This is a genomic window from Anaerovibrio sp., from assembly GCF_045637405.1.
GTDB lineage: Bacteria > Bacillota > Negativicutes > Selenomonadales > Selenomonadaceae > Anaerovibrio.
Map to the genome: position 1 here is coordinate 13,754 of NZ_JAZTZI010000091.1, position 26,623 is coordinate 40,376.

General features: G+C 45.0%; 22 protein-coding genes. 3 read left to right on the top strand and 19 right to left on the bottom strand.

What is annotated here, in order from left to right:
- Positions 1–21 precede the first annotated feature (21 nt).
- The 12 genes from ACKI5G_RS06555 to ACKI5G_RS06610 form a co-directional block, all read right to left on the bottom strand.
- Positions 22–1,311, bottom strand: a complete 1,290-nt coding sequence (locus ACKI5G_RS06555) for a homoserine dehydrogenase (protein ID WP_407398771.1) — start codon at positions 1,309–1,311, stop codon at positions 22–24.
- A gap of 18 nt (positions 1,312–1,329) precedes the next feature.
- Positions 1,330–1,785: an ACT domain-containing protein gene (locus ACKI5G_RS06560; protein ID WP_407398773.1), complete on the bottom strand. Its 456-nt coding sequence runs from the start codon at positions 1,783–1,785 to the stop codon at positions 1,330–1,332.
- Between the two features lie 157 nt (positions 1,786–1,942).
- Entirely contained in the window at positions 1,943–2,548 is a 606-nt protein-coding gene (gene plsY / locus ACKI5G_RS06565) for a glycerol-3-phosphate 1-O-acyltransferase PlsY (RefSeq protein ID WP_407398775.1), read from the bottom strand.
- Positions 2,548–3,879 carry a ribosome biogenesis GTPase Der gene (gene der / locus ACKI5G_RS06570; protein ID WP_407398777.1) on the bottom strand — a complete coding sequence of 444 codons (1,332 nt, stop codon included), beginning with the start codon at positions 3,877–3,879 and terminating at the stop codon, positions 2,548–2,550. The genes plsY and der overlap by 1 nt, the downstream gene beginning before the upstream one ends.
- Positions 3,872–5,275, bottom strand: a complete 1,404-nt coding sequence (locus ACKI5G_RS06575; protein ID WP_407398779.1) for a DUF512 domain-containing protein — start codon at positions 5,273–5,275, stop codon at positions 3,872–3,874. Before ACKI5G_RS06575 ends, der begins: the two co-directional genes overlap by 8 nt.
- A 121-nt stretch (positions 5,276–5,396) precedes the next feature.
- A complete protein-coding gene (locus ACKI5G_RS06580; RefSeq protein WP_407398781.1) occupies positions 5,397–6,479 on the bottom strand; it encodes a 30S ribosomal protein S1 in 1,083 nt (360 codons plus the stop codon).
- Positions 6,464–7,291, bottom strand: a complete 828-nt coding sequence (gene ispH, locus ACKI5G_RS06585; RefSeq protein ID WP_407398783.1) for a 4-hydroxy-3-methylbut-2-enyl diphosphate reductase — start codon at positions 7,289–7,291, stop codon at positions 6,464–6,466. Before ispH ends, ACKI5G_RS06580 begins: the two co-directional genes overlap by 16 nt.
- A 70-nt stretch (positions 7,292–7,361) precedes the next feature.
- A complete protein-coding gene (locus tag ACKI5G_RS06590; protein WP_407398785.1) occupies positions 7,362–7,964 on the bottom strand; it encodes a lysophospholipid acyltransferase family protein in 603 nt (200 codons plus the stop codon).
- Positions 7,965–7,968: 4 nt separating this feature from the next.
- Complete coding sequence (gene cmk / locus ACKI5G_RS06595) at positions 7,969–8,625, bottom strand: (d)CMP kinase (RefSeq protein WP_407398787.1); 657 nt, start codon at positions 8,623–8,625, stop codon at positions 7,969–7,971.
- 25 nt (positions 8,626–8,650) lie between these two features.
- Positions 8,651–9,967: a 3-phosphoshikimate 1-carboxyvinyltransferase gene (gene aroA / locus ACKI5G_RS06600; protein ID WP_407398870.1), complete on the bottom strand. Its 1,317-nt coding sequence runs from the start codon at positions 9,965–9,967 to the stop codon at positions 8,651–8,653.
- Positions 9,954–11,204, bottom strand: a complete 1,251-nt coding sequence (locus ACKI5G_RS06605) for an NAD(P)/FAD-dependent oxidoreductase (RefSeq protein WP_407398789.1) — start codon at positions 11,202–11,204, stop codon at positions 9,954–9,956. The genes aroA and ACKI5G_RS06605 overlap by 14 nt, the downstream gene beginning before the upstream one ends.
- Positions 11,197–11,937: a pseudouridine synthase gene (locus tag ACKI5G_RS06610; RefSeq protein ID WP_027396205.1), complete on the bottom strand. Its 741-nt coding sequence runs from the start codon at positions 11,935–11,937 to the stop codon at positions 11,197–11,199. The genes ACKI5G_RS06605 and ACKI5G_RS06610 overlap by 8 nt, the downstream gene beginning before the upstream one ends.
- 273 nt (positions 11,938–12,210) lie before the next feature.
- Here ACKI5G_RS06610 and ACKI5G_RS06615 point away from each other — a divergent pair, with 273 nt between their 5' ends.
- Both ACKI5G_RS06615 and ACKI5G_RS06620 read left to right on the top strand, forming a co-directional pair.
- Positions 12,211–14,160 (top strand): peptidase U32 family protein, encoded by a 1,950-nt coding sequence (locus tag ACKI5G_RS06615; RefSeq protein WP_407398791.1) that lies wholly within the window; start codon positions 12,211–12,213, stop codon positions 14,158–14,160.
- A gap of 32 nt (positions 14,161–14,192) precedes the next feature.
- Positions 14,193–15,485, top strand: coding sequence for an aspartate aminotransferase family protein (locus ACKI5G_RS06620; RefSeq protein WP_407398872.1), 1,293 nt, complete (start codon positions 14,193–14,195; stop codon positions 15,483–15,485).
- A 76-nt stretch (positions 15,486–15,561) separates the two neighbouring features.
- Here ACKI5G_RS06620 and ACKI5G_RS06625 read toward each other — a convergent pair whose 3' ends face one another.
- Positions 15,562–17,322, bottom strand: coding sequence for a diguanylate cyclase domain-containing protein (locus tag ACKI5G_RS06625; protein ID WP_407398793.1), 1,761 nt, complete (start codon positions 17,320–17,322; stop codon positions 15,562–15,564).
- A 211-nt stretch (positions 17,323–17,533) separates the two neighbouring features.
- On the opposite strand from ACKI5G_RS06625, the gene lexA reads away from it, so the two are divergent.
- Positions 17,534–18,148 carry a transcriptional repressor LexA gene (lexA, locus tag ACKI5G_RS06630; RefSeq protein WP_027396209.1) on the top strand — a complete coding sequence of 205 codons (615 nt, stop codon included), beginning with the start codon at positions 17,534–17,536 and terminating at the stop codon, positions 18,146–18,148.
- 110 nt (positions 18,149–18,258) lie between these two features.
- Here lexA and ACKI5G_RS06635 read toward each other — a convergent pair whose 3' ends face one another.
- The 6 genes from ACKI5G_RS06635 to ACKI5G_RS06660 all read right to left on the bottom strand — a co-directional run bounded on the left by ACKI5G_RS06635 (position 18,259) and on the right by ACKI5G_RS06660 (position 26,607).
- Positions 18,259–19,506: an aminotransferase class I/II-fold pyridoxal phosphate-dependent enzyme gene (locus ACKI5G_RS06635; RefSeq protein ID WP_407398796.1), complete on the bottom strand. Its 1,248-nt coding sequence runs from the start codon at positions 19,504–19,506 to the stop codon at positions 18,259–18,261.
- A gap of 21 nt (positions 19,507–19,527) precedes the next feature.
- Complete coding sequence (gene hflX / locus ACKI5G_RS06640; protein WP_407398798.1) at positions 19,528–20,847, bottom strand: GTPase HflX; 1,320 nt, start codon at positions 20,845–20,847, stop codon at positions 19,528–19,530.
- Between the two features lie 14 nt (positions 20,848–20,861).
- Positions 20,862–21,863 carry a nucleoid-associated protein gene (locus ACKI5G_RS06645; RefSeq protein WP_407398800.1) on the bottom strand — a complete coding sequence of 334 codons (1,002 nt, stop codon included), beginning with the start codon at positions 21,861–21,863 and terminating at the stop codon, positions 20,862–20,864.
- Between the two features lie 137 nt (positions 21,864–22,000).
- Complete coding sequence (locus ACKI5G_RS06650; protein ID WP_407398874.1) at positions 22,001–22,684, bottom strand: DUF554 domain-containing protein; 684 nt, start codon at positions 22,682–22,684, stop codon at positions 22,001–22,003.
- A gap of 65 nt (positions 22,685–22,749) precedes the next feature.
- Entirely contained in the window at positions 22,750–25,611 is a 2,862-nt protein-coding gene (locus ACKI5G_RS06655) for an ATP-binding protein (protein WP_407398802.1), read from the bottom strand.
- A gap of 315 nt (positions 25,612–25,926) precedes the next feature.
- Positions 25,927–26,607, bottom strand: a complete 681-nt coding sequence (locus ACKI5G_RS06660; protein WP_407398804.1) for a hypothetical protein — start codon at positions 26,605–26,607, stop codon at positions 25,927–25,929.
- Positions 26,608–26,623: the final 16 nt, after the last annotated feature.

Sequence of the window (26,623 nt, forward strand, 5' to 3'; positions counted from 1 at the left end):
ATTGCCCCCTAATAAATTTTATCAGTCTCCCTCAACGCGAATAATATTGCAGATTTTGTCCACAACCGAGAGACTGCGTAAAAGCTCTGCAGCCTTTTCCAATTTTTTATGCTTTACCACATGAGTAACAGCCACAATCTCCGCATGATTATTTACCATACGGGTCTGAATAACGGATTTTAAGCTTACCTTGCTGTCCCCAAAGGCTGTGGCAATGGCAGCCAGAACACCTGGCTCATCATCCACATGAAGACGAACATAATAAGAGGATTCCGTATCCGCCAAAGGGCAGATTTCCCGCTTATTATAGCAGGTACAGCTAACCACAGCAGAATTCCCCGTAACCATATTACGGGCCACTGCAATAATATCAGCCAACACAGCAGAAGCCGTTGGCAAGGAACCGGCACCACGACCGTAGAACATGGCATCACCGATGGCATTGCCCCTAAGGAATATGGCATTGAATACATCATTAACCGATGCCAACGGGTGAGTCTGTGGCAAAAATACAGGATGAACCCGTACATTAACCCCTTTATCACCATAATCCTTGGCCACAGCCAACAGCTTTATGACATAATCCAGCTGCTTGGCATAGGCAATATCAGCAGCCTCGATTTTGGTAATACCCTCCACGTAAACGCTGTCCAGATGAATTCTCGTGTTAAAGGCAATGGACCCCAAAATAGCAGCCTTTCTAGCTGCGTCCATTCCTTCCACATCAGCCGCCGGATTGGCCTCAGCATATCCCTTGGCCTGTGCCTCCTTTAGCACTTCATCATAATCACTGCCATCCTGGGTCATCTTTGTAAGCATATAATTGGTGGTGCCATTTACAATACCCATAATGGAGCTGATTTTATTGCCGGTAAGGCATTGCTTTAACGGGGTAATAATCGGAATACCGCCGCCTACGCTGGCCTCAAACATGAAGTCTACCTTATTGGCCTCTGCAGCAGAAAACAGCTCCTCCCCGGACTGGGCCACAGCATCCTTGTTGGCGGTTACCACATGCTTGCCAGCATTCATGGCCCTAACCATGTATTCAATGGCTGGGTGAAGTCCACCCATGAGCTCAACTACAATACTGATATCAGGGTCATTTAATATTTCATCGATGTTATCAGTGAGCTTAATACCATCGAGATTTTCCCGCTTCTTGGTCAAATCACGCACCAACACGGTTTTGATGCCAATTTCACAGCCCACGCGCTGCTCGATATCCCTTACATTTTTCTTTAAGACCTCAACAACTCCGGATCCTACTGTACCGGAGCCCAACAGTCCAATCTGAATTTTTTTCCCCATAAAGCCCTGTTACTCCCCTCACGCCTGAGCCTGTCCAAGAACCTCTAATCTCTTAACTCCATCAACCATACGAAGCTTATCAAGTAAGGCCTCCAGGTCTACAGACAGATTTACAGTTTCAATGGAAACGGTAGCATTTGCCACACCCTGGAGAGGAATACCCTGATTAATGGTAAGAACGCTGCCAGAGTCACTGGAAATAGTATTGAGAACGCTGGAAAGAACTCCCTTCTTGTGCTCCAAAAGGAAGGTCAGGGTAACAATCTTGTTCTGACTTGCCTCATAAAATGGGAATACATAATCCTTGTACTTGTAATAAGCACTACGGCTAAGCTCCATCTTCTCAACTGCCTCATTAATGGTGCGGGCATTTCCACGCTTCAGCATTTCCTTAACACGAATGGTCTTTTTTATTGCTTCTGGTAAAATCTCTTCTCTAACAAGGAAAAATCCGCTTTTCTCTTTTGATGTCATATCTTTTCCTCCGTACACTATAAGTGGATATATTTCTACATACAAGGGATATTATACACTGTATCCTCTGGGATGACAATAGTGTTTTCACTTAAAACGTAAAAAATGGGCGCTCATTATACATACGAGCACCCATTTTGTCTACATATCAAATACATTATTTGGCAGCTTTAATCTTACTCTCCGTACCATTCAGGAGACGTTCAATATTTGATTTATGACGATAAATAATAAAGATTGCCGCCAGGGTACCAAAGCCGATATAAACCATCGGCATATCGAAAATAAAGGCCAGAACAGGCACCAGTGCTGCGCCCACGATAGAGCCCAAGGATACAAACCGGGTTACAAAGACAATTGCCAGCCAAACCAGAAAAACGATGGCCGCAACCACTGGCATAAGCATAATAAGAACGCCCAGACCAGTGGATACACTTTTTCCGCCCTTAAACTTAAGAAAAAGTGACCAGGAATGGCCTACAACGGCCAAAATTCCGCAAATAACGCCATACTCAGGATGATCAGGGAGACCGCCGGCGAAAAAAATACCCAAACCTGCCCCCAAAAAGCCCTTCAGCATATCCAATACGAAAATGGAGATGCCCGCAGGCTTGCCGATAATTCTCCAAGCATTAGTTGCACCAATATTTTTGCTGCCATGCTCCCTAAGGTCTACTCCCCAAACGGCCTTTCCTAAAATAAGACCATTTGGAATAGAACCAATTACATAGCTTAATAAACAGGCAATTATCAGTTCCAGCATCAGATATCCTCCTCTTCCTTACGACCACGAACAATCAGCTTCAACGGAGTACCCTCAAAGCCGAAGCTCTCACGCAGGCGGTTCTCCAAAAATCTCAGATAAGAGAAATGTATAAGCTCTGGGTCATTTACGAAAACAATGAACTTAGGAGGTCGGATATCCGCCTGAGTCATGAAATAAATCTTCAGCTGCTTGCCCCTATGGGATGGTGGCGGATTTACAGAAACCGCATCACGAATAAGCTCATTCAATACACTGGTCTGAATGCGCATGGACTGCTGATCAGCCACATACTTTACCAGCTCCACAATACGAGGAATACGCTGATGGGTCAGAGCAGAGGTATACAAAACTGGTGCATACTGCAAAAAACCCAGCTCATCGCGAAGATCCTCTGTAAATCTTAAGGTGGACTTATCATCCTTGTCCGGGAAAATATCCCATTTATTTACGATAATTACCACGCCCTTGCCAGACTCATGGGCATAGCCCGCAATTTTCTTGTCCTGCTCGGTAATTCCCTCAAAGGCATTAATAACCATAAGAACCACATCGGCACGGTCCACAGCACGGAGGGATCGCATTACGCTATAACGCTCCACTGCTTCATCAATTTTCCCCTTGCGACGCATACCAGCAGTATCAATAAGCATAAACTTGTTGTCATCGGACACAAAATGGGTATCAATGGCATCTCTGGTTGTACCGGCCACATCACTTACGATAACACGTTCTTCACCAATGAGGGCATTTACGATGGAGGACTTACCCACGTTTGGACGGCCGATAACAGCAATACTGATTTCGTCCTCTTCCTTTTCCTCATAATCATTCTTAGGGAAGGATTCTACTACCGCATCCAAAAGGTCACCAAGACCAAGGGCGTTGGAGGCAGAAATACCAATAGGGTCACCGAGGCCCAAATTATAGAACTCGTAAATATTGGCCTCAAGCTGAGGACTGTCAATCTTATTAATGGCCAAAACCACTGGCTTCTTGGCAGAACGCAGCATGTGTCCCACTTCTTCATCAGCGGAGGTGAGACCTACACGACCATCTACCACAAATACGATAACATCAGCCTCCTCCATGGCAATCTTTGCCTGCTGGCGCATAGAGCGAAGTATCTGATCGCTTTCATCAAATTCAATACCGCCTGTGTCAATCATGGTAAAGGTATGATTGAGCCATTCAGCATCCATATATATGCGGTCTCTGGTAACGCCTGGCATATCATCAACTATGGATACCCGGCGCTTGCCAATCTGATTAAATAAAGTGGACTTGCCCACATTCGGGCGTCCAACGATAGCTACTATAGGCTTACTCATTGTTGTGGCCTCCTCTCTTGGTATATGCAGCATTACTCTGCCACATATAAGCAGCTGCCTCACCATCTACTCCCTGATAATTCTCAAAACCAGCAAGGGCATTGAAATAGTCATTGCCATCTCCTACTGTCTCCACACGACCATGGAACCAGCTCTTGAAATCATCCAGAGAAACATCATCTAAAAATATATTATCTCCAGCTCTAAGGGCAGACTCAGGAATCAAAATCCCGTCAAAGGTCTCCCCTAAAGCATCCATTGCACTTTTCATATCATGGGCAGTCAGCAACCCGGATACATTTACTGTGGTTCCAAAATGGTGATTTGGAACCGGAACTATGGTAACCTCAAGATTTTCCACTGCCAGTTCATCAGCCAGCTTTCTGAACATTGGAGCTACAGCAGTTCCTGTCATAACTGCCAGCCTGATTCTTTTATCGTAACCCTTCTGCTGATGTTCAGCTTCGTTACGGGCAGAGGAAAACTCCTCCATAAAATTACGGGCCAGACCTATACCATTATCCAGCTGTGGAAACCCATCATAAGCTTCTGCAGGAGGTACCTCTTTTCCTGCCAAAAAATAGAATTCGTCACCTAAATATACAAAGGTTCTGCCTGTAGCCTCACGTTCCTGCTTCTGGAACTTTTCCACTTGTTCAATCACCCTTAGGGCGCTTTCCCTATCAAATCCCTTTAAAGGGTATTTATCCTGTCGAAACTTTGTAAGTCCCACGGGAACAATAGCCATGGACAGGGCATGGGGCTTTCTTGCCAGAATATCCCGTATGGATCGGTCCAATTCCTCACCGTCATTGAGGTCACGGCAAAGGACAATCTGGGTGTGATACTCCACATCAGCCTTCTCCAGCTTATCCAGCTGGGTCATCAGATTTCCCGCCGTTTTACAGCGAAGGATCTGACATCTAAGCTCCGGATTGGTACACTGTACTGAAACAAACAAGGGTGACAAATGATATTGCTTTATGCGCTTAAAATCATTGTCCACCATATTCGTCATGGTAACAAAATTACCGTACAAAAATGACAGACGATAGTCGTCATCCTTTATATTCAAAGTCTCACGCATACCGGGAGCCACTTGGTCCACGAAGCAAAAATAGCAGTTGTTGGCACACTTGCGGATACCATCAAATACTGCAGATTCGAACTCAACCCCCAGCTCCTCATCGTAATCCTTATCAAATTCCAGCATTTCCTGATCGCCATTCTCATGTTCAACCAGCATATCTATTTCTTCATCAGCGAAGGCAAAGCTAAGGTCTATAATGTCCCGGAGCTTCATACCATTCACTTCGATTATCTTGTCTCCCGGAACCAGCTCCAGCTCCTCAGCCAGACTACCAGGCTCCACGGACAGTATTTTACCGTAGCCCATACATTCTCCTGTTTTTTATCTATAAACATATCTGATTAAACTGTAAATAGGGAGTGATGAAATCATCACTCCCCAATAATAATCGTTATACAATTAAAACCTAAGGCTGCAATCCCTTTGATTACTCAGCCTCGTTGGACTCGCCAGCCTGCTTAATGCTGAGAGAAATACGCTTTCTGTCAACATCGATGTTCAGGATCTTAACAGTAACCTTGTCACCGATAGCAACTACTTCATCAGCACTCTTGATGCGTCTGTCAGCAAGCTCACCCATAGGAATGAGGCCATCGAGACCCTGCTCAATGCGCATGAAAGCACCGAAAGCCTTCAGGCCAACGATCTCACCGGAGATAACATCGCCAGCATTATACTTCTCAGCCTTAACTACCCATGGATCTGGCATGGTGTCCTTAACGCTCAGGGAAATACGAACCTTGCCATCCTCAGTCTCAGCAATGCTCTTAATCTTAACGTCAAGCTCCTGGCCCTCTTCCAGAACATCTGCTGGATCCTTAACACGGTTCCAGGAGAGATCAGAAATGTGAACCAGACCATCGATACCACCGATATCAATAAACGCACCGTAGTTAACAAGTCTCTTAACAGTACCCTTAACTACATCGCCTTCCTTAACGTTCTCCAACCAGGACTTGAGCTCAGTCTCAAGAAGCTGACGACGGGAGAGAACCAAACGCTGTTTAGCTGGGTCCAAATCAATTGGAACAACCTTTACAGTCTGGCCAACATACTTGGAGAGATCCTTAACAAAGTTAAGCTCAATCTGGGATGCTGGGATAAATGCACGAACGCCGAGAGCACGGGCAACCAAACCACCCTTAACAACCTGAGTAATCTCAGCCTCTATTGGCTCAGCCTTCTCAACGATGCCATCCAGCTCCTTCCAGGATGCAAGGCGATCAGCCTTAACCTTGGAAACAGTGAGGCCATTCTCGCCACCCTTGGCAACTACAAGAACCTCAATAACATCATCAACCTTAACAATGTCCTTTGCGGACTCTGGAGCAGGCTCAGCAAGCTCAAACTTGGAAATTGGAACATCGTTCTTGTTGCCCTGAATATTAACGATTGCTTCGCTATCATTTACAGCAACGACTGTAGCCTTAACTAAATCGCGCTCATGTATCTCCTTCATAGAATCTTCTGCTGCTAACCAAGCTTCCATTGAATTCATTTCTTCTGACACTTTTTATAAACCTCCTTGATAATCCAGTCCGGTGTAGAAGCACCAGCTGTGATACCAATTTTTTTAATTTTATCAAACCAATCGTCACGAAGCTCATCTGCTGTTTCGATGTGGTAAGTTTTGCATTTATCACCGCAAAGCTGAGCCAGCCTTGTAGTGTTGGCGCTGTTCTTGCCGCCAATAACAATCATCAGGTCAACCTCAGCTGCCAGCTTCATGGCTGCCGACTGACGCTGATCCGTTGCTGTACAGATAGTTCTCAGTATCTTCATGTCGCTGGACTTGTCCAAAAGCCGCTCAACAATCAGCTTAAATTTTGGAGCAGAAAAGGTTGTTTGAGCAACGATGCCCAGCTTACCATATTTTGGTAAAGCATCAGCCTCTTCCTCTGTCTCAATTGCAACGGCTCCATCACCAGCCCATTCGATAATACTCTTTACCTCCGGGTGACGCTTTTCGCCGATGATAACTACCTGATATCCTTCATCAGCAAGCATTTGGGCTGATGACTGGGCTTTGCGAACATGTGGGCACGTGGCATCAACCATATTCAGTCCCATGGCTTCAACACGGTCATATATCTCAGGACCTACGCCATGTGATCTGATAATAATGGTCCCTTCCTTGACCTCATCCAGGGAATCCACCGTTCCTACGCCATTTTCCGCAAGCTTTGCAACCATCTGGGGATTATGGATAATCGGACCAAGTGTATTGGTCACCTGACCAGGAGCCGCTGAATCTTCTGCCAGCTGTATGGCTCTCTTCACTCCATAACAAAAGCCCAGGTTGTCTGCAAGGATCACTTCCATAACATATCACCTTGTATGCTGATTATTGTTATTATTTGTCCAACATACCTATGTATTATATCATTATTTTTCAAGCTTGGCTATTCATTTTTATTAAATTATCAATTTTCTCCATAATTTTTTTAGAAAAATCTACCAAAGCTTCCTTATCATTGTGTTTTCCTTCAAAATACATTGGCTCTCCATAAATTATTTGGAGTTGTGGCAAAAAACCACCATTTTGAAGGATTTTGTTTGTGCCAATAATAGCCGTTGGCACCACAGGAACCTTTGACATAGCTGCCAAAAGGGCCACTCCGGACTCTGCCTTGTGGGTTTTGCCATCCTTACTGCGAGTTCCCTCCGGGAATACCCCAAGACAAAGGCCCTGCTTTAAGATTCCCAAAGCTGTTTTTATAGCCCCCCGATCAGCGGCACCACGCTTTACAGGGAAAGCATACAAGCTTCTGATTATTGCCCCTGCAATGGCTGGCTTAAACAGCTCCTCTTTTGCCATATAGGCCACTGGTCGTGGCATATAGGTTCCAACAATTGGAGGATCCCAGTTACTGAGATGATTGGCAGCCATAATCATGCCACCTTCCATAGGAACATTTTCCTTGCCCTTAACCTTTGGACGGAACAAAATACCGAATAATATCTGAAATATAACCTTTAATATATTGTAAAACATCTAATCACCTGCATCTGTCAAGAATAGCCTTAACTACTTCCTCAATGCTCATATCACTGGTATCCAGCAGCTCCGCATCCTCGGCCTGCACCAGTGGGGAAATTTCACGCTCGCTGTCAGCCTTGTCCCTGGCAGCGATTTCCTCCTGAAGTTTTTTCAAATCCACATCATAGCCCTTGGCCTTCATTTCCTTGTAACGGCGGTCAGCACGCTCCTCAATGGAGGCTGTGAGGAAAATCTTAATATCCGCATTTGGCAATACATTGGTGGCAATATCACGGCCATCCATTATAACGGAGCCCTGAGTAGCCATTTTGCGCTGCAGGTCTGTGAGTCTTTCACGTACAGGACCAAGTGCTGCCACCTGGGAAACTATACCAGTTACCTCAGGAGTACGAATTTCAGCTGTTACCTCTGTGCCATCCACAAAAACCCTGGTTTTACCCTCTTTATAATCGAGAACAATATCGATATCCTTTACTACATCATTAATCAAATCATCAGTTACAGCTTTTCCCTGCTGAAGGCTCTTCCATGCCACAGCTCTGTACATGGCACCAGTATCAATATATGTAAATCCAAGCTCCTTTGCTGCCATCTGGGCAACAGTGCTCTTGCCTGCTCCTGCAGGACCATCAATTGCAACTACTAATTTTTTCATTTACAATTACCTCTTTTTGTATTTTTTATTTTGTTAATCTATCAAGTTCTTCATAAAAATTAGGATAAGAAATATCCACACAATCCGGGTTCTGAATTTCCACACCTGCCCCGGCAATACCCAATACTGCCAGGCACATGGCCATACGGTGGTCATCATAGCTGAAGCACTCCGCCAGCTTAGGGGTACTGCCACCATGTATAATCAGGCCGTCCTCTTTGCCTTCAATGCTGCCGCCCAGCTTGGTAAACTGATCACAGATAGCTTCCAACCGGTCTGTTTCCTTGACACGAAGCTCCCCGGCACCGGTAATAATTGTATCGCCCTCAGCAAACATTGCTGCCACAGCAATAATAGGGATCTCATCCACCAACCGGGGAATGATATCTGCCCCGAAGCTGGTGCCATGAAGCTTCGCATATTTCACCAAAATATCTGCCACCAGTTCACCGCCACTCTTGCGTCGGTTCTGAATTTTAAGCTCTGCCCCCATATCCTTCAGCACATCTATAATACCAGTTCTGGTTTCATTGATGCCCACATTTTTCAAAAGGAGCTCACTGCCCGGAATAATGGACGCCGCCACCAGCCAAAAGGCCGCAGAGCTAATGTCCCCTGGCACTACCAGCTCCTTTGGAGCAACCATCCGTTCAGGTGCCGTTATAGTAATGCTTGTCCCCTCATATTTCAGCTTTACGCCAAAGGCCTCCAGCATAAGCTCAGTGTGATTTCTGGAAGGATATGGCTCCACCACAGTGGTTTCTCCCTCGGCAAAAAGTCCCGCTAAAAGCATGGCTGATTTCACCTGGGCACTGGCCACAGGCATATTGTATTTATAGCCCTTCAGCTTCCCATCCACGGGAACTATGGTAATTGGCAATTTTGTATTATCCGCCCTGCCCACTATATGGGCCCCCATCTGGCTCAAAGGCTTGATAACCCTTCCCATTGGCCTCTTATGCAAGGAGCTGTCTCCCGTAAACACTGACACGAATTTCTGTGGGGCCAGCATCCCCATCATAAGGCGGAGAGTGGTACCGGAATTTCCTGCATCCAGAATAGTGGCTGGCTCCTGCAAGCCATGAAGGCCATTACCTTTTACAATAAGCTCAGTATCACTTATTATATCCACCTTGGCACCCAAAGCCCGCATAACCCCCACAGTAGACAAGCAATCCGCTGAAGGAAGGAAATTTGTAATATGTACAGGAGTATCACCCAAAGCAGAAAGCATTACACTTCTATGGGAAACGGACTTGTCCCCCGGAATTATAACCTCGCCCCTTAATGCCTTTAAGGCCTTATTTATAACTCGATTTCCCACTTGCTTACTCCTCCTCATCATTCCATACAGACCAGTTACCAGCTGCCGCCCCCATAGAAAAGGCTGCCTGCAGATTATAGCCCCCGGTATAGCCGTCCACATCCACTACCTCACCGGCAAAATACAAACGCTTTATCAGCTTGGATTCCATGGTCTTGGGATTTATTTCCTTTACATCCACGCCCCCGGCTGTAACGATAGCCTCTGCTATAGGCCGTGTTTTGGTTACAGTTACCAGCAAGCCCTTTAATACATTTACAAGACGGTGACGCTCCTCCTTGGTTATGGAATTCACCATTCTGTCCGGCTCAATATATGCTCCGTCAAGGACAGGCGGAATCAACCTTCCAGGCAGTAAATCCTTCAGGGCATTCTTCATTTCCTTACGCTGATACTTTTCAAAATCCCTTAAAACTCTGGCATCCAATTGCTCGAAGGAAAGAGCAGGCTTCAGATCAATCATCAGCTCCACAAAGCTGCCATCCTCCAACAGCTGGGCAGTTTTACGACTAAGGGATAGAATTATAGGACCGCTAACCCCAAAATGGGTAAACAGCATCTCCCCAAACATATCCGTTACTTTCTTTTCATCAGCAAAAAGAGTAACCCGCACATTTTTTAGTGATAAGCCCTGTAAATCCTTCACCCATTCCTCCTCCAGCTCCAGAGGAACCAGGGCTGGAAGGGGTGTCACCACCTTATGGCCGATTTTATCTGCCATTTTATAGCCATCCCCTGTGGAGCCAGTTCCAGGATAAGATGAACCGCCTGTGGCAATAATTACCGCCTCTGCCTCGAATTTTTGTCCATCATCAGTTTTCACACCCACAGCTTTATTATCCTGTACCAGTATTTCTGAAACCTTCACATCAGTGTACAGCTTAACTCCCAGCTCATGAACCTGAAGCACCATGGCATCCACCACATCGGCAGCCTTGTCGCTGACCGGGAACACCCGGCCTCCCCGCTCCACCTTGGTGGGCACCTCGATTCCATTAAAGAAGTATTGCACATCCTCATTATCAAAGGCCCGAATACAGCTGTTCAAAAACTTGCCATTACCAGGAATATTTTTTATCAGCTCGGGGATTTCCGCAACATTGGTAATGTTGCAGCGTCCCTTGCCTGTTATTAGCATTTTCTTGCCGGCCCGCTTCATTTTTTCCAGTAGCACCACACTGGCACCGTTTTCCGCCGCCTTTATGGCCGCCATCATGCCAGCTGGACCTGCTCCAACAACAACAATTTTATCCATTGGTTGCACCTTGCTTTCCCGCAATATGCTTTAGCATTGACAATTCGTCGGTGGTAAGCTCACGATACTTTCCCCGACTAACCCCCTCCAGAGTTAGCCCTCCAAAGGCAATACGCTTTAAGGCGGTAACCTCGTGACCAACTGCGCTAAACATTCGTCTCACCTGACGGTTACGGCCCTCATGGATTACCACCTTAACCTTGGACCAATGCCCCTGCTCATTATATTCCACCAGCTTTGCCTCCGCTGGGGCTGTCATGCCGTCCTCCAGCTTGATGCCACTGCGGAATTTCTGCAGTGTTTCCGGGGTAACCATGCCTCTCACTTTAGCAAGATAGGTTTTCTTTACCTCATAACGGGGATGCAGCAAACCGTTCATCAGCTCACCATCGTTTGTCAGCAATAGCAAGCCTTCCGTATCATAGTCCAGCCGACCGATAGGGTAAATGTATTCCTGCACATCCGCCAGCAGATCAACCACCGTTTTCCTGCCCCTATCGTCCTTTACGGTACTCAGATATCCCTTTGGTTTATTCAATAAAAAATACAGCTTGGCCTTTTCCTTACCAATGGCCACGCCGTCTATAGCTATTTCATCAGTTTCATCGGCCTGAATGCCCAGTTCTGTAACCACCTGGCCATTAAGACTTACTCTGCCTTCTTTAATCAGCCGCTCTGCCTCACGGCGTGATGCCGCCCCAGCCCGGCTGATGAGTTTTTGTATCCGTTCCATCTGTAGACACTCCTTCGTATAGATTAAAGCATAAGCCTTAATATGTGTCTAGTTTTTTGTTAAATTTAAAGAAGACAATGGCGACAAAATCCACTGTCTTCTCTTGCATTGTTTATTTGCTTGTTACTTAGAAATTATACTACAGAATTGCAAAACTGGTCGGAATTTGAAAAGCTTTATTATTTACCCAAAAATTGTTATACTAGGAGTTAGTATGCAAAAATACTATCTTCCAAAACAAACTATTCTTAATTGATAAAGGAGTACCATAATATGATTTTAAGCCGTAAATCTGTGGAGCTGTTGGCCCCTGCCGGAAACTGGGATGCGCTGGTAGCTGCTGTTGAAGCCGGTGCCGACGCTGTTTATCTCGGTGGCAAGCATTTCAATATGCGGATGCACCGCAACAAGGAAACCAACTTCGATGATGAAATGCTGAAAAAGGCGATTGAATATACCCACTCCCACGGGGTACATCTCTATATCACCCTGAACAACCTCATCAGCGATGACGAAATTGAACCTTTGAAGGAATATCTGGCTTATCTCAATGAAATCCGTCCAGATGCAATTTTGGTCCAGGACTTTGCAGTGTTGGAAATTGCCAAGGAAATGGGCATAACTATTCCGTTCCATACCTCTGTTATGATGAATACCCATAACGAGCACGCCATCAAAAAGCTGAAGGAGTATGGCATTACCAGAATCGTTGTGGGACGTGAGATGACCCTCTCTGAAATGTCTCTTTTCAAGGAAAGAACAGGTCTGGAAATCGAGTATTTCATGCATGGTGATATGTGCATCGCTGAAAGCGGTCAGTGCATTCACTCCGGGGTGCTCTTTGGGCAGAGCGGTAACCGGGGCCGTTGTCTAAAGCCTTGCCGTTGGGCATACAAGCTCATTGACGAGAAAACAGGAGAAATCCTTGATAAGGATGACCAGCATGACTACAAGCTGGCTCTCAAGGATATGTGTATGTACAGAAACATCCCTGAGCTCATCCAGGCCGGGGTGTTCTCCTTTAAGATTGAAGGCCGTATGCGCCCGGCTGATTTTGTCCGCCGCATTGTGGCCACCTACAGAAAGGCTATTGATGCCTATATTGAGGACCCTTATGGATATCAGGTGGATGAAGAGGGCTGGAAGGACCTTTACGAGAACCGGGCCCGTGATTTTACCACCACTTTTGCTCTGGGACAGCCTGATGCCAGTGATATTGGCTTTGATGGTTCCCGCGAGCCTCGTTTCTTCAGTGATGCTGTAGAAGAGGCAGGCTTCCAGGATGAAATTTTAAAGGCTGAGCCAGCTATTGATAAGGAAAACAAGGGCAAACGTCAGCTGGCCGTACAGGTGGCAGATATTGCTTCCGTGGAGGCTGCCTGCTCCAATGGTGCTGATATTGTATACTTATCCGGTGAGGCATACAAGCCAAAGAAGCCTTGGTCCCTTAAAAATGTGGCAAAAGCCATTGAAATTGGCAATAAATACAACACTAAAATAGTTATCGGTACCCCACGTACCACCATGCGCCGTGAATGTGGCGAGCTGGAGCAGTATCTCAAGGCAGTCAATGAGCTGAAGCCAGCCGGTGTGCTGGTAAGCAATCTGGGCTCACTGAAGCTGGCCCAGGAATGTACTGATTTACCGGTACAGGCAGATTTTTCCTTTAATCTCTTTAACCATAAGGCTGCCAGCTTTATGAAGAAGAACGGCATATCCATGGGTACTGCTTCTCTTGAGCTTTCCTTTGCTCAGGTAAAGAATCTTGTGGAACAGTCTGAGCTTCCTATTGAGGTTATCATTCACGGCTCTTACGAATCCATGATCTGTGACCACAATTTTGCTGCCATGATTCTCCCATACAAGCATTTGATCAACCCTGAGTTCGTAAATCGCCATTATGCGCTGAAGGATACTGCTGGTGGTGTTCATCCACTTCGTATGGACCAGTTTGGCCGCAACCACATTCTCTTTACCAAGGATCTTTGCTACTATCCATATCTGGAGAAATTCAACGGCGTAGCGGCTTTCCGCATTGAGGCCAAGGATTATGAGCCGGAGCTGGTGGGCGAGTTGACCAAGGCTTACCGCACTGCCCTTGATAATCTGGATGCCGGCAAGCCAGCCTTTGACGAGGCTGCCTTTAAGAAAATGCAGGAAGCTGGCCCTAGAAAGCTGGGTATCGGGGTATACCGCTTCCGCCAGTCCCAGGATTCACTATGATAAAGGTATAAAAAGGAGATGCGCTTATGTCCATGGAAAAGCCTATTGGCCCTGAGGCCATTCTGGAAAAGAAAAAGAAATACATTATGCCTTGTCTGGCTCACTTCTACAAGGAACCACGTCAGTTTGTAAAGGGAGATATGCAGTTTTTATATGACAGCGAGGGACGCAAATATCTTGATATGTTCGCCGGTGTATCCGTTATGAACTGCGGTCACTGCAATCCGGAAATCACGGAAAATGTGGTGAAGCAGGTTCAGTCCCTGCAGCATGTCTGCAATATCTATCTCACGGAAAATTTCGTTAATCTGGCAGAAAAGCTGGCCGAGGTTACCCCTGGTGACTTGCAGAAAACCTTCTTCTGCTCCACTGGAACCGAGGCTAATGAAGGTGCTATGTTATTGGCTTCCATTTATACAGGCAATGACGAATTTATCAGCCTAAGAAATGGTCTCCACGGCCGTACCAAGCTCACCATGAGTGTTACCGGTATTCAGATGTGGCGTACTGATCCTCACCCATGTGGAGGTATTCACTTTGCTCCAAATGCTTATTGCTATCGCTGCCCACTGGGCAAGAAATATCCTGAATGTGATTTGGCCTGTGCCAACGCTGTTGAGGACCTGATAAAGTATTCCACCAGCGGCCACCCGGCAGCTCTGATTGCTGAGCCTATTCAGGGCAATGCGGGTATTGTTACTCCACCAAAGGGTTACTTTAAGCGGGTTAAGGAAATCCTTGAAAAGTACAATGCTCTGCTGATTATCGATGAAGTGCAGACCGGCTTTGCCCGTACCGGAAAAATGTTTGCTATCGAAAACTTCGATGTGGTGCCTGATATTATGACCATGGCCAAGGCTCTGGGCAACGGTGCACCGATTTCCGCCTTTACTGCATCAGCAAAAATTGCTGATACCTATACAAAGCCAGGTGCCTCCACTTTGGGTGGCAACCCTGTATCCTCCATTGCAGGTCTTAGTGTTATCAACTACATTCAGAAGTATAATCTCATGCAAAATGCCCAGAACCGTGGTCAGCAGTTGTATGAGGGTCTGGTTGAGCTTCAGAAAAAGCACCCTATTATTGGTGACATCCGTGGACTGGGACTTATGCGGGGTGCTGAATTCGTACACGCTGATAAGAGCCCGGCTCCAGAGGAGCTGGATATGGTTCTTGAGGAAATGAAGAATCGGGGCTTCATCATCGGCAAAAACGGTATTGAGCGCAATGTGATGGCCTTCCAGCCGCCACTTGTAGTTACCGAAGAGGATATTAACAACGTGCTTAACGCCCTTGATGATGTCCTGACTGAAGTAATTAAATAAATAATCATAGACAGAACAATGCCCTGATGGAAGGATTATCTCCTACCCATCAGGGCATTTTTTATACAGCGAAATTTTAAATTACAGTTACACAGTTCTTCCCTGCCTGATGCTTGGATTTATACATAGCCGCATCAACCCTCTGGAACAGGGACAGAATAGTATCATCCTTCTTGGCAGCGGTAATACCGATGCTCACCGTCACATTTTCCACCTTGAATAATGCAGCCAGCCCCATAATCTTATTTCTTATGCGTTCTGCCACACTGGTGGCCACCGCCACATCGCAATTATTAAAGACAATGATAAACTCATCGCCACCCCACCGTCCGGCCTTATCTGTTGAGCGGATATTCTGTTTGATAAGGTCCGCCACACCCTTTAGAACCTCATCGCCTGTATCATGGCCCAGGGTATCATTGATACTCTTAAAATTATCTATATCCAGCATCATTATGGACAATGAATTTCCCGACAATTGACACCTGTACAGAGAATTTGCCATTTCAGATTCCAGCTCACCACGATTGAGGAGATTGGTAAGAAAATCAATTTTGGCAATATCATAAAGGCGTCTGTTGCTTTCCTCCAATTCATTTGACACAGCCTGTACAAAATGCATCATATGACTAAGTACGCTGTTTTGATGCTCCAAACGGATTGGCTGCAGTGATTCATCCCCGCTTGATACCACCTCATGACCGCCCTCCCTGAAGCCGATTATGGACAGACACATATTATTAAGGTATATATCTCCCATTTGGGTTCTCATATACTCGCCAAAGGCATAAAGTCCCGTAGAAGGCACGCCCCTGCGGCAGGTCTCCAGCTCCTGATTAACATCCTTATGAAGATGAATTTTTCTGGCCCAACAGCTTACAGCAAATAATCCCTCAGGGTTAAATTTAATCACTTCCAGCTGGATATTGCGGGCCTCCTGAATTATAACCGCCGGATCACCATAACATAAACGAACCTTGTCACCTACATAAAAATCCGCTCCATAGCTGGCACTACCGTCACTGTCAAGTCGTCTTGGCAATCTGGACAGAAAAGCACCATTTCTGATAATGGAAAACGGAAAGGCCAGGGATTCACTTAGAAATTCCTCATTCCAACTGCTAATACCCAAATATTTATCGTAAATCGTCCTGACCGGTACATCATCAATTTCACAAATGGTATGGTAGTTGCTCAATCTGGTCACGGTCATGGTCTTGCCTAATGGCTTCCAGCCGCTGCTATACCCCACATGAACATTTAATGTGCTACCGCTGAAGGCTACCATCACATGTCCCCGGTAAATGACATCATCCCCGGTAAACACAAAGCCCTGCCCTGCCGGCGTCGTACCATCATCCACCACCCCGCCAAAAAAGACGACTTCTGGAGACAGCTTGGATAATTCTTCAAAAAAAGGCATGGCATTAATGGCATAACCGGAGGTAAGCATCTCAACTGCGGCCAAATTCTCTACTTTGACCAGTCTTTTCAGGGTTTCCTCACCGATTTCCTTGCTTTTATCATCATCCCAAAATACCGGAAAAACCTCAGCCTGGCCTTCACTAAACACGGAAAAAGTCAATGAGATACCATAATAATTAATGACACCTGCCGTAATCATGGCGGATGCCGTTCCACCAGCGATTTTAGCCTCAGGTAACACCTCCCGAACCTTACGAATTAAATCGGGAACTTTATCCTTTAAATGGATACTGGCGTAAATCGTAACCAGCACACAGGAATACTCCTCCATGCCAGCTAACTGACCGGAAAATTCATCCATCTTATCAAAAAATGACTGTACATCTTCGCATAAAAACGGAATGTGCTTCATATAATTCACCCCAAAATTAGACGATGGTGCTATTGACAAAATTATACCATAAGATATTAGTTCACTGCGAGGAAAGATTTTTGAAAAGTAAAAGGATGATATCTATTAAGGAGAAATAAAATAATCAGCACTTTTGTTTGTAGAACACTTGCAATAGAACATATATATGATATACTATAGGTACAGAATTATTATGTAAGGAGTGTGGCTAATGGGACGTAAACGCTGTGCCGATGAACGCATGAGCCAAATTTACAAGTACATCAAGGAATTTCTTTTATCAAAGGGCTATCCACCTTCTGTTCGTGAGATAGGAAAGGCTGTTGGACTAAAATCATCATCCACCGTACATGGATATCTCAATCAATTGGAGGATGCTGGTCTTATTCGCCGTGATCCAACTAAGCCTCGCGCCATCGATCTCTTGGAGGACAAACCTTGGGAGCGTACTGTCAATGTTCCGTTGGTTGGCGCAGTAACTGCCGGTACTCCTATTTTGGCTCAGGAGAACATTGAGGAGGTATTTGCTTTCCCACAGAACCTTCTGGGCACCACCTCAGAAACCTTTATGCTGAAGGTTGACGGCGAAAGCATGATTAATGCCGGTATATATGACGGCGACTATATCATGGTAAAGCAACAGAGCACTGCCAACAACAGTGATATTGTGGTGGCATTGGTAAATGGAGAGGCCGCCACAGTAAAACGCTTCTTTAAGGAAAAGGATTGCATCCGCCTCCAGCCGGAGAATGACTCCATGGAGCCATTCTATGAAAAAAATGTCACTATTCTTGGAAAAGTAATCGGCATCTACCGTCAGATGTAATTGTATAGTTTACCCAAAATAAGAGAGCAGTTGGATGTAGTTATCCACCTGCTCTCTTTTTCGTATGCTATATTTTATTACTCTTGGATACGTCCATTTACCAATCGGTTTCACCTCTTGGATACGTCCGCAATAGCCTGGGCTGCGCCCATAATGCCAATTACGGCATGCTCGAAGGTTACGCCGCCCTGCATATAAACGTTATACGGTGCACGCATAGGCCCATCGGCGCTCAGCTCAATGGATGCGCCCTGTACAAAGGTACCTGCCGCCATAATAATCTGGTCCTCATAGCCCGGCATATCCCATGGTTCGGGAGCCGCAAAGGAATCCACCGGCGAATATTTCTGAATCCCACCACAAAAGGCAATGAGATTTTCCGGGGTATCAAGCTGCACGGCCTGAATAATATCACCACGCACATCAGTTGGCAATGGTAGAGTTTTATATCCTAATTTGCTGAACAAACCTGCTGCAAACACTGCTCCTTTTATGGCCTGGGCCACCACATGAGGGGCCAGGAACAATCCCTGGAATATCATGCGGTTATTTGCCAGAGATGCTCCCAGCTCATCACCCATGCCCGGGGAAGTCATTCTGTAGGAAGCCAGCTCCACCAACTCATCCTTACCACAAATATAACCACCAGTAAGGGCTATACCACCACCCGGGTTCTTGATAAGGGAGCCCGCCATGATATCTGCTCCCACCTGTACCGGCTCTCTGGTATCCACAAATTCACCGTAGCAATTATCAACAAAGCACACACAATCAGGCTTAATACGATGTACCTCAGCACAAATATCCTCAATATCATCAATACTCAATGGATCACGCATAGAATAACCACGGGAGCGCTGGATAAGCACCATCTTGGTATCAGGTGTCAGCTTGCCTTCAATACCGGCCATGTCCACCTTGCCATCCACCATATCAAGCTCGTCATATTTTATCCCAAATTCCTTTAGGGAGCCTTTACTTTCAGAGGCATAACCTATCACAGTCTGCATAGTGTCGTATGGAGCACCGGTAATGGACAGCAGCTTGTCCCCGGGACGAAGAATACCAAAGAGTACAGTAGCCAAAGTGTGGGTACCGGATACAAACTGGGTACGAACCAAAGCCCTTTCTGCCCCAAACACCTTGGCGAACAGCTCATCTGCCTTCATACGACCCACATCACTATATGCGTATCCCGATGTGGTATTAAAATGGGATTCCCCCACCTGACACTCCCGCATAGCATCCAACACCTTTAAGGTATTGGCCTCGGCAATAGAGTCAATGCGTTCAAACATAGGCTGACTTTCAGCCAGCACCTGTTTTTTTAATTCAATTAATTTTTCAGAAAATGCCATTAGATATAATTACTCCCTAAATTAAATTTCATATTGCTTATATGCTTCAGCATCGGTTACAGGAAGCTCAACCTCCAAAACCGTACCATTTTCATCATAATCTGTTTTAAGAACATTGCCATCTTCATGGAGACGGGTGATTACATTTCCCTCAGTATATGGAATGCACAATTTCATGATCACCTTCCCCTGATTAAAGAAGGAGGCCAGCTTTTCCCTCAGCCTTTGCAAATCCTCAGAATTCTTGGCAGAAATAACCACACCTTCACGCCCCTGCAGCATACGCTGGGCATCAAAATCCGTACCGCCCTTTTCCATTAGCCTGTCAGCCTTATTAAACACGAAAATAGCGGGCTTTTCCTTTGCCCCGATTTCGTCCAGCACCTTAATAACGGCCTTTATTTGCAGCTCGTAATTAGGGTCGCTGGCATCCACCACATGGACCAGCAAATCTGCCTCCGTAGTTTCCTCCAAGGTAGCCTGAAAGGCACTTACCAAGGTATGAGGTAATTTCTGAATAAAGCCTACAGTATCCGTAAGAAGAATCTGGAGCTTTTCATCCAGATCCACCAGACGGGTTGTGGGGTCAAGGGTTGCAAACAGCTTGTCCTCAGCCAAAACATCAGAATCCGACAAAGCATTGAGAATGGTAGACTTGCCCGCATTGGTATATCCCACCAATGCCGCAGAAGCAAGTCTTGACTGTTTGCGCTGATTACGGTGCAGCTTACGCTGATTTTTCAGCTTCTTAAGCTGTTCCTCCAAATCGTGGATTCGGCCGTGAATCCGACGACGATCCATTTCCAGCTTGGTTTCACCGGGACCACGAGTACCTATACCGCCCCCCAGTCTGGACATAACCAGTCCCTGGCCCCCCCGTCTGGGCAGATTGTACTTCAGCTGAGCCAGCTCAACCTGTAATTTGCCGGCACTGGAACGGGCCCGTTGGGCAAAAATATCCAATATCAGAGCTGTCCTGTCCACCACCCGAAGGCCGGTACTCAGCTCCAGATTACGCTGCTGGGAAGGGGAAATTTCGTCATCAATTACCAACAGGTCTGCCTCCACATTCTGGGCCAGCATGGCGATTTCCTCCACCTTGCCCTTCCCCAGAAAATAAGCATTATCCGGCTTATCCTTGTTTTGGATAACCTCACCCACTATTTCTGCCCCGGCAGTTTCCACCAGGCCACGAAGCTCTGCCAGGGAGTCCTCCACCTGCCAGTCATCTCTGCGGGAACTAAAGGCTACACCTGCCAAAATGGCCTTTTCCGTCTGTTCCTCTGTATCCTTGAGGCGATTCTTGCCTAATACACTATTAACAAGCTCATTTACAACCATAAATCACCTTAAAATTATCTATTAATAATGTTTTGAATATTTTTCAAAGTAATGGACATGGAACCGTCCTCCTCCTTGAAAAATTCCACAAAATCCGTATTTTCAAAATAATCCGTAGGAATAGTAATCTCAATCCCGGTATCGGTGCTGAGCTTATGCTTTTTCATCTTTTTCAGGGTGGCCTCCTGATTTACCTCCACAGGCTCTGAAAAACCTGCTGTTTCAATAGCATGATTGTAGTCCGCCGCCATGGAAGGATTATCCTGAAAAACCTCACGGCCAACGGCCACAGGGTCCAGCACAGCATCCTTTTCCATATTTTCAGCAATAAAGTTCTTTACAGCAGTAACCGCCGCCACCTCATCCTGACAATAGGCTTCAGTGACCTTCTTCACCGCCTTGTTAATTTCCTTTATGGTCTCGGCAGGAGACGGGGCCTGGGCACATTCCAGAAACAGCTCCGGGATAAGATAAATGCTGTTGCCATTCACATTATATTTCCGCGACTTGGAAAGGATCTCCATGGTCTCACAGTTAATAAATACAAATTCATCAATTTTCTGAGTAAGACCGGGAAGAATTGCGTAATTATTGACCAATTCAGTGGACACCTTGCCATTTTCATCCACATTAATCTGATGAACATAGCCCTGATGGTTGTTACATTTAAAAATCACCAAGTATCTGGCTTCATCAATGCGGGCGTCACAGATAAGCAAATCCGTGGAGGACACTGCCTCTGCTGTGGTCAGCACCTTGTAAAGAGCTCCCGCCGCCTGACGGGAAAATTCCACGAACTCCATTTCCCCGCCAATATACCCATCAAGCATAACCTTAAATTCGCTGTTACCATAGAAGCTGCCCCTCTTGGCATCCTGACTGGAAATGGTCTTTTCCACATGCTTAATAATGAATTCCGCAACAGCTTCATTCATTTCCAATAAAGCGTCAGAAAAAACCTCATTGGATTCATTTACATCTAAAATATGAAGAATAGCCTTTTCAATAACTACCATGTTTTGTCACCTCAAAAAAGAAGCTGCTGTATTTCACAGCAGCACCAAAATAGCTATATCATTTTATCACGATGGGAATTTACACGCAACTTTAAAAACAGCAAAAAGCAGAGTCATCAAAGGCCCTGCTTTCTATTTTAATATATAATCCAATAAAGTACAGGTGCCACCAACAGGGCCGGTAAATAATCCAGCACCTTTATTTTTGTCAAATTAAGCATATTAAGGCCGATGGCCAAAATCAGCAGACAACCTGTGGATGATATTTCAGCAATAAGCTCATCGGACAGAAAGGGGGCTATATACTCTGCCAACAGCACAATACCTCCCTGAAAGAAAAAAGTAAAAACTGCTGAGCCCATAACACCGATTCCCATGGTAGCAGTAAACATAATCCCCGATACAAAATCCAACAACGACTTGGTGTACAGCATGGCAAAATCAGCCCGCAGGCCGGCATTCAGGGAGCCCACAATAACCATGGCCCCAACATTCATAATTAGGCAGGAGGTAACAAAGGCATTCGCCATCCTCGCCGCCTCACCGGCACCGGCAAAGTGAGAAGTTATACGGGCAGCTGCCCTGTTTATACGGCCATCAAGGTCACATAATTTTCCTATAAATACACCTATTACAACCGCCACAATCAGCAATAATATATTCTTTTCCACAATGGTTCCCTGAATACCTATAACCACAGTACAAAGACCAAGAGCTTCCATAATGGCATCAGAAATTCGCTGTGGAATTCCCTTTCTCAGAACCAATCCGATAAGGACGCCAATGATAATGGCAACAGTGTTTACAATAACAGCAAAAATGAGATATCACTCCTCAAAAACTCACAACTGCCACCATTATAGCACTAAGACAAAATATATTACAATTAATTGTTTCTAAACTTCTCCAGGGTAGACAGCAACACCTCTACATTTAACGGCTTGCCTATATGGGCATTCATGCCGGCCTCCTTGGATTTTTGAATATCCTCTGCAAAGGTATTGGCCGTCATGGCAATAATTGGTATGCTCTGGGCATCTGACTTATCAGCCTTCCTTATCTGCACAGTAGCCTCATAGCCGTTCCACTCCGGCATCATTATATCCATCAAAATAGCATCAAAGGTACCGGATGGCTTCTCCATGAAAATATCATAGGCCTCCCGGCCATTTCCTGCCTTCGTCAATATGACTCCTGCATCCTCCAATATCATGGTGACAATTTCCATATTCAGCTCATTGTCCTCCACCACCAGAACCCGCATGCCCTCAACGGATTTGCCGGATTGCTCTGCCTCCTCATGCTGTTCTACAATATTATGATTAATCTTAAACGGCAAGGTAACTCCGAAAGTAGTACCATGTCCCACCAGACTATCCACTACAATCTTGCCCTGCATCTTCTCCACCAAAGCCTTAACAATGGCCATACCCATACCAGTGCCCTGATAACGGCTGCGGGCATCGTCCTTTTCCTGGGTAAATGGCTCAAAGATATGGCGCAAAAACTCCTCGCTTATGCCAATACCGGTATCCTCTACAAAAATATCATAGGTTACCGTATCCTCATCCTCAAATCCAAGCTGAGCAGAAATATCAATGCTGCCATTAGGCTTATTGTACTTGATGGCATTGTTTATTAAATTCATCAGTATCTGCTTGAAATGTAATGGACTTCCAATTACATCAGGATATTTCATGCCGCCATTATCATTATACTTGATAGTGATTCCATTCTCCTGTGCTCTGATACTGCAAATAGCAATTACCTCTGCCATTAATTCTTCAATATTAAATGGGTCTTCAGCCAATTCAACATTGTCACTTTCCAGCTTGCTCATATCAAGGACATCGTTGATAAGGCTAAGCAAATGATTGGCCGCCACCTTGGCCTTAACTCTGTTGGCATTCAACAGCTCCACGTCATTAGGGTGACGATCAGCAATTTCCATAAGACCAATGATACCATTTAAAGGCGTCCTTATATCGTGGGACATTCGGGAAAGGAATTCCGATTTTGCCTTGCTGGCTCTTTCAGCCCTTTCCAAAGCCCTTTCCAAATCACGATGCTGTTTTTTCTCAGTCTTTACAAGCTCCTCATTTCGCTTAAGCTGTATATCAACTTCTTTTTTAGCCCGCTTCAGTCCGGTAAGGTATGCGTACAATCCAACCAGAACCAAAATAAACACCAGGCCGCCACTAAATATGAATATAACACTATTTTCTCTGATAAAATCCTCAAATGTATACTTGGCATTGGACTGAATATATTTAAAAACATAATCAGAAACCACAGATTTATCAATTAGGGCAATTCCTCTGTTAAGTATGGAAAAAAGCTCCGGATTATTTCTTGGCACACAGATACAGTAGGATAGGCTGATGCCTAAAGGCATAGTCTTTATATTGTGATACTTGTAATCATTCAGCCGGTCCTGCAAGAACAACGAGGACATAATCGTACAGGTTGCATCCCCGGACAGTATGGCGTCAAAACACTCCTCCACACTGTCATATTGCTTAATCTCTCTATCCTTATATGGCTTCATAACCTTTTTAATCGGATTATGATACAGTCCAATAGTGGTAAAGGTTTTATCAGAATATTCCCCCCTATATGCCACATTCATAGGAACACTTAATATTTCCGAGGTATAGCTGTATTGTTTATCCTCGCTATAACGCACATCTCCAAATGAAGGGAAGGACACATCAATCTCGTTACGGTCAAAGCCCTGTATCAAATCGTTTACGGAATCATACGCCACATACTCTATAGTTACCTTATCTTCAATATTAAGATTTTTCAGTATCATATTAAAGACATCAGTGATTATGCCAGTTGGCGAACCATCGCTGTTCTGCCCGCAAAATGGCATATAGTCCTTAAAATAACCGACCCGCCATACCTTATGATTATTGAGCCATTTGCTTTCATCATCGGAAAGAGTACTGTTAATCAAGGTGGCGCCATAATTGTTAAGCTGCAATTTTTTTATAAAGAATGGATCCGCCCTGTCAATATCGGTCAAAGCATAATTCAACTCATACAGCAAATCCGGTCTCTTATTGCTGACAGCCAAATAAAACGGTTCCTGTCCCACCTTGACCACAGGTGCATAACCGGCATCCACTTTGATATTATTATCTGTTGCTACCACACCATCAATGAGGCCGGCTGCAAAATCTTTATCCCTTTCGTTAAACCCATCATAATAAACAATATCTAGATCGACTTTATTTTTTGCAGCCCATAACTCCAAAAAATAAGTCATACGGTTGTTTTTGATGCCGCCTATTTTCTTCCCATTCATAGTAGAAAAATCATAGGCATTCATGGTCTGATTATCATCATGCTGAAAAACCCAATAATTATCATTACCCATAAGATAGTCAGGATACAGCATATATTTTTTTCGTTCTTCAGTAACAGATACACCAGCCAGCAGGTCTATTTCGCCACTTTGCAGCTTTTCAATAAGCTCTGACCATTCGCCGTCGACAAATTCGTAATCCCAATTGGTATAATTGGCTACCCTGAAAAGGTATTCATAGCAGTAGCCACTTCTTACACCCTCAGTATCCGTTTCCTGGAAGCCATAGCTGTCAAACCAGCCAACCTTCACTACCTTTGTATGAAGATTCCCGGCAGAATAGGCCGTCAACGGAAAGACGCAAAAAAGAAGGATAAAAAAGCTCGTCAAAGCAACAAACAGCCTTATGAATTTTTTATTTAACATATTTATCATGAAGTATCACCTCATATAACTGCCATAAAGGTATACCTGCCTCCAATAAATTTCGACAAAGCACCAATTATGTCCTTCTTTTCTACGAATTAAAATATATAAAAAGCGATTCCCAAAGAAACAGCACTTCCAGGAAATCGCTTTATCAAAGATTAATGTTATTAAAATTATAACGCCATTATTCAAATTTTTCTTCTTTAGAAGAAAAATCTTCCAATTAGCGTTTCAACGAGCTGGGAGATATGCTCGCCAGCTATTGTATTTTGTTTTCCCCCACCTAAAGAGGAAGGGGACATCTTAAAGCTCGTTATAAATTTACTGTGTTGCCCGTTGACGGATTTCCCGCAAGCGATCCACCATGTGAGCCCTCAGCTTTTCCTCCAGCTCCTCCAAATTTTTGGAGTCAAAGGTGTAATTCATTTCAGGAATATTTCTGATACGGGCCTCACCAAAAAATTCACTGCGAAATTCATTATAGTAAATAATGAAGTTACTCTCAATGTCAAAATCCGAATAATCAAATACTATATAGGAACCATTTAGTACCCGGACCATCTGGGTAGGGTTAATAAACAGCTTATAGCCCTCCAGCTCCTCCGGCAAAATATCCTTATAGTCCCATTCAGTAATATTAAGAGCCTTAGTTACATAGCTTATGGAATCAGGATTGTATACTGCCAGATCATGGACAGCGGCTTCCAGATATTTTTTCAGATGCTGCTCAAATTCACTGAAAGAAGCAGTTATAAACTGCATCAGACAAAATTCTGTAAGTCCACGACGAATTTTCAGCTTATATTCCTTTGTTTCCTGATGATAATACGCCACAAGGGCCAGATGCTTATCCTCATTAACATAGGAAAAGAGCTCGAAGGTATCTCCTACCTCTTCATAGCGTTTGGTATAAACCAGGCCATACATTTCCTTAGGCAGCTCATCAAGATACTTCCAATCAGCAGCTTCCTGCTGTATTTTTTCCAAAATATCAGGCTTCATAAGTAGAACCTCTACA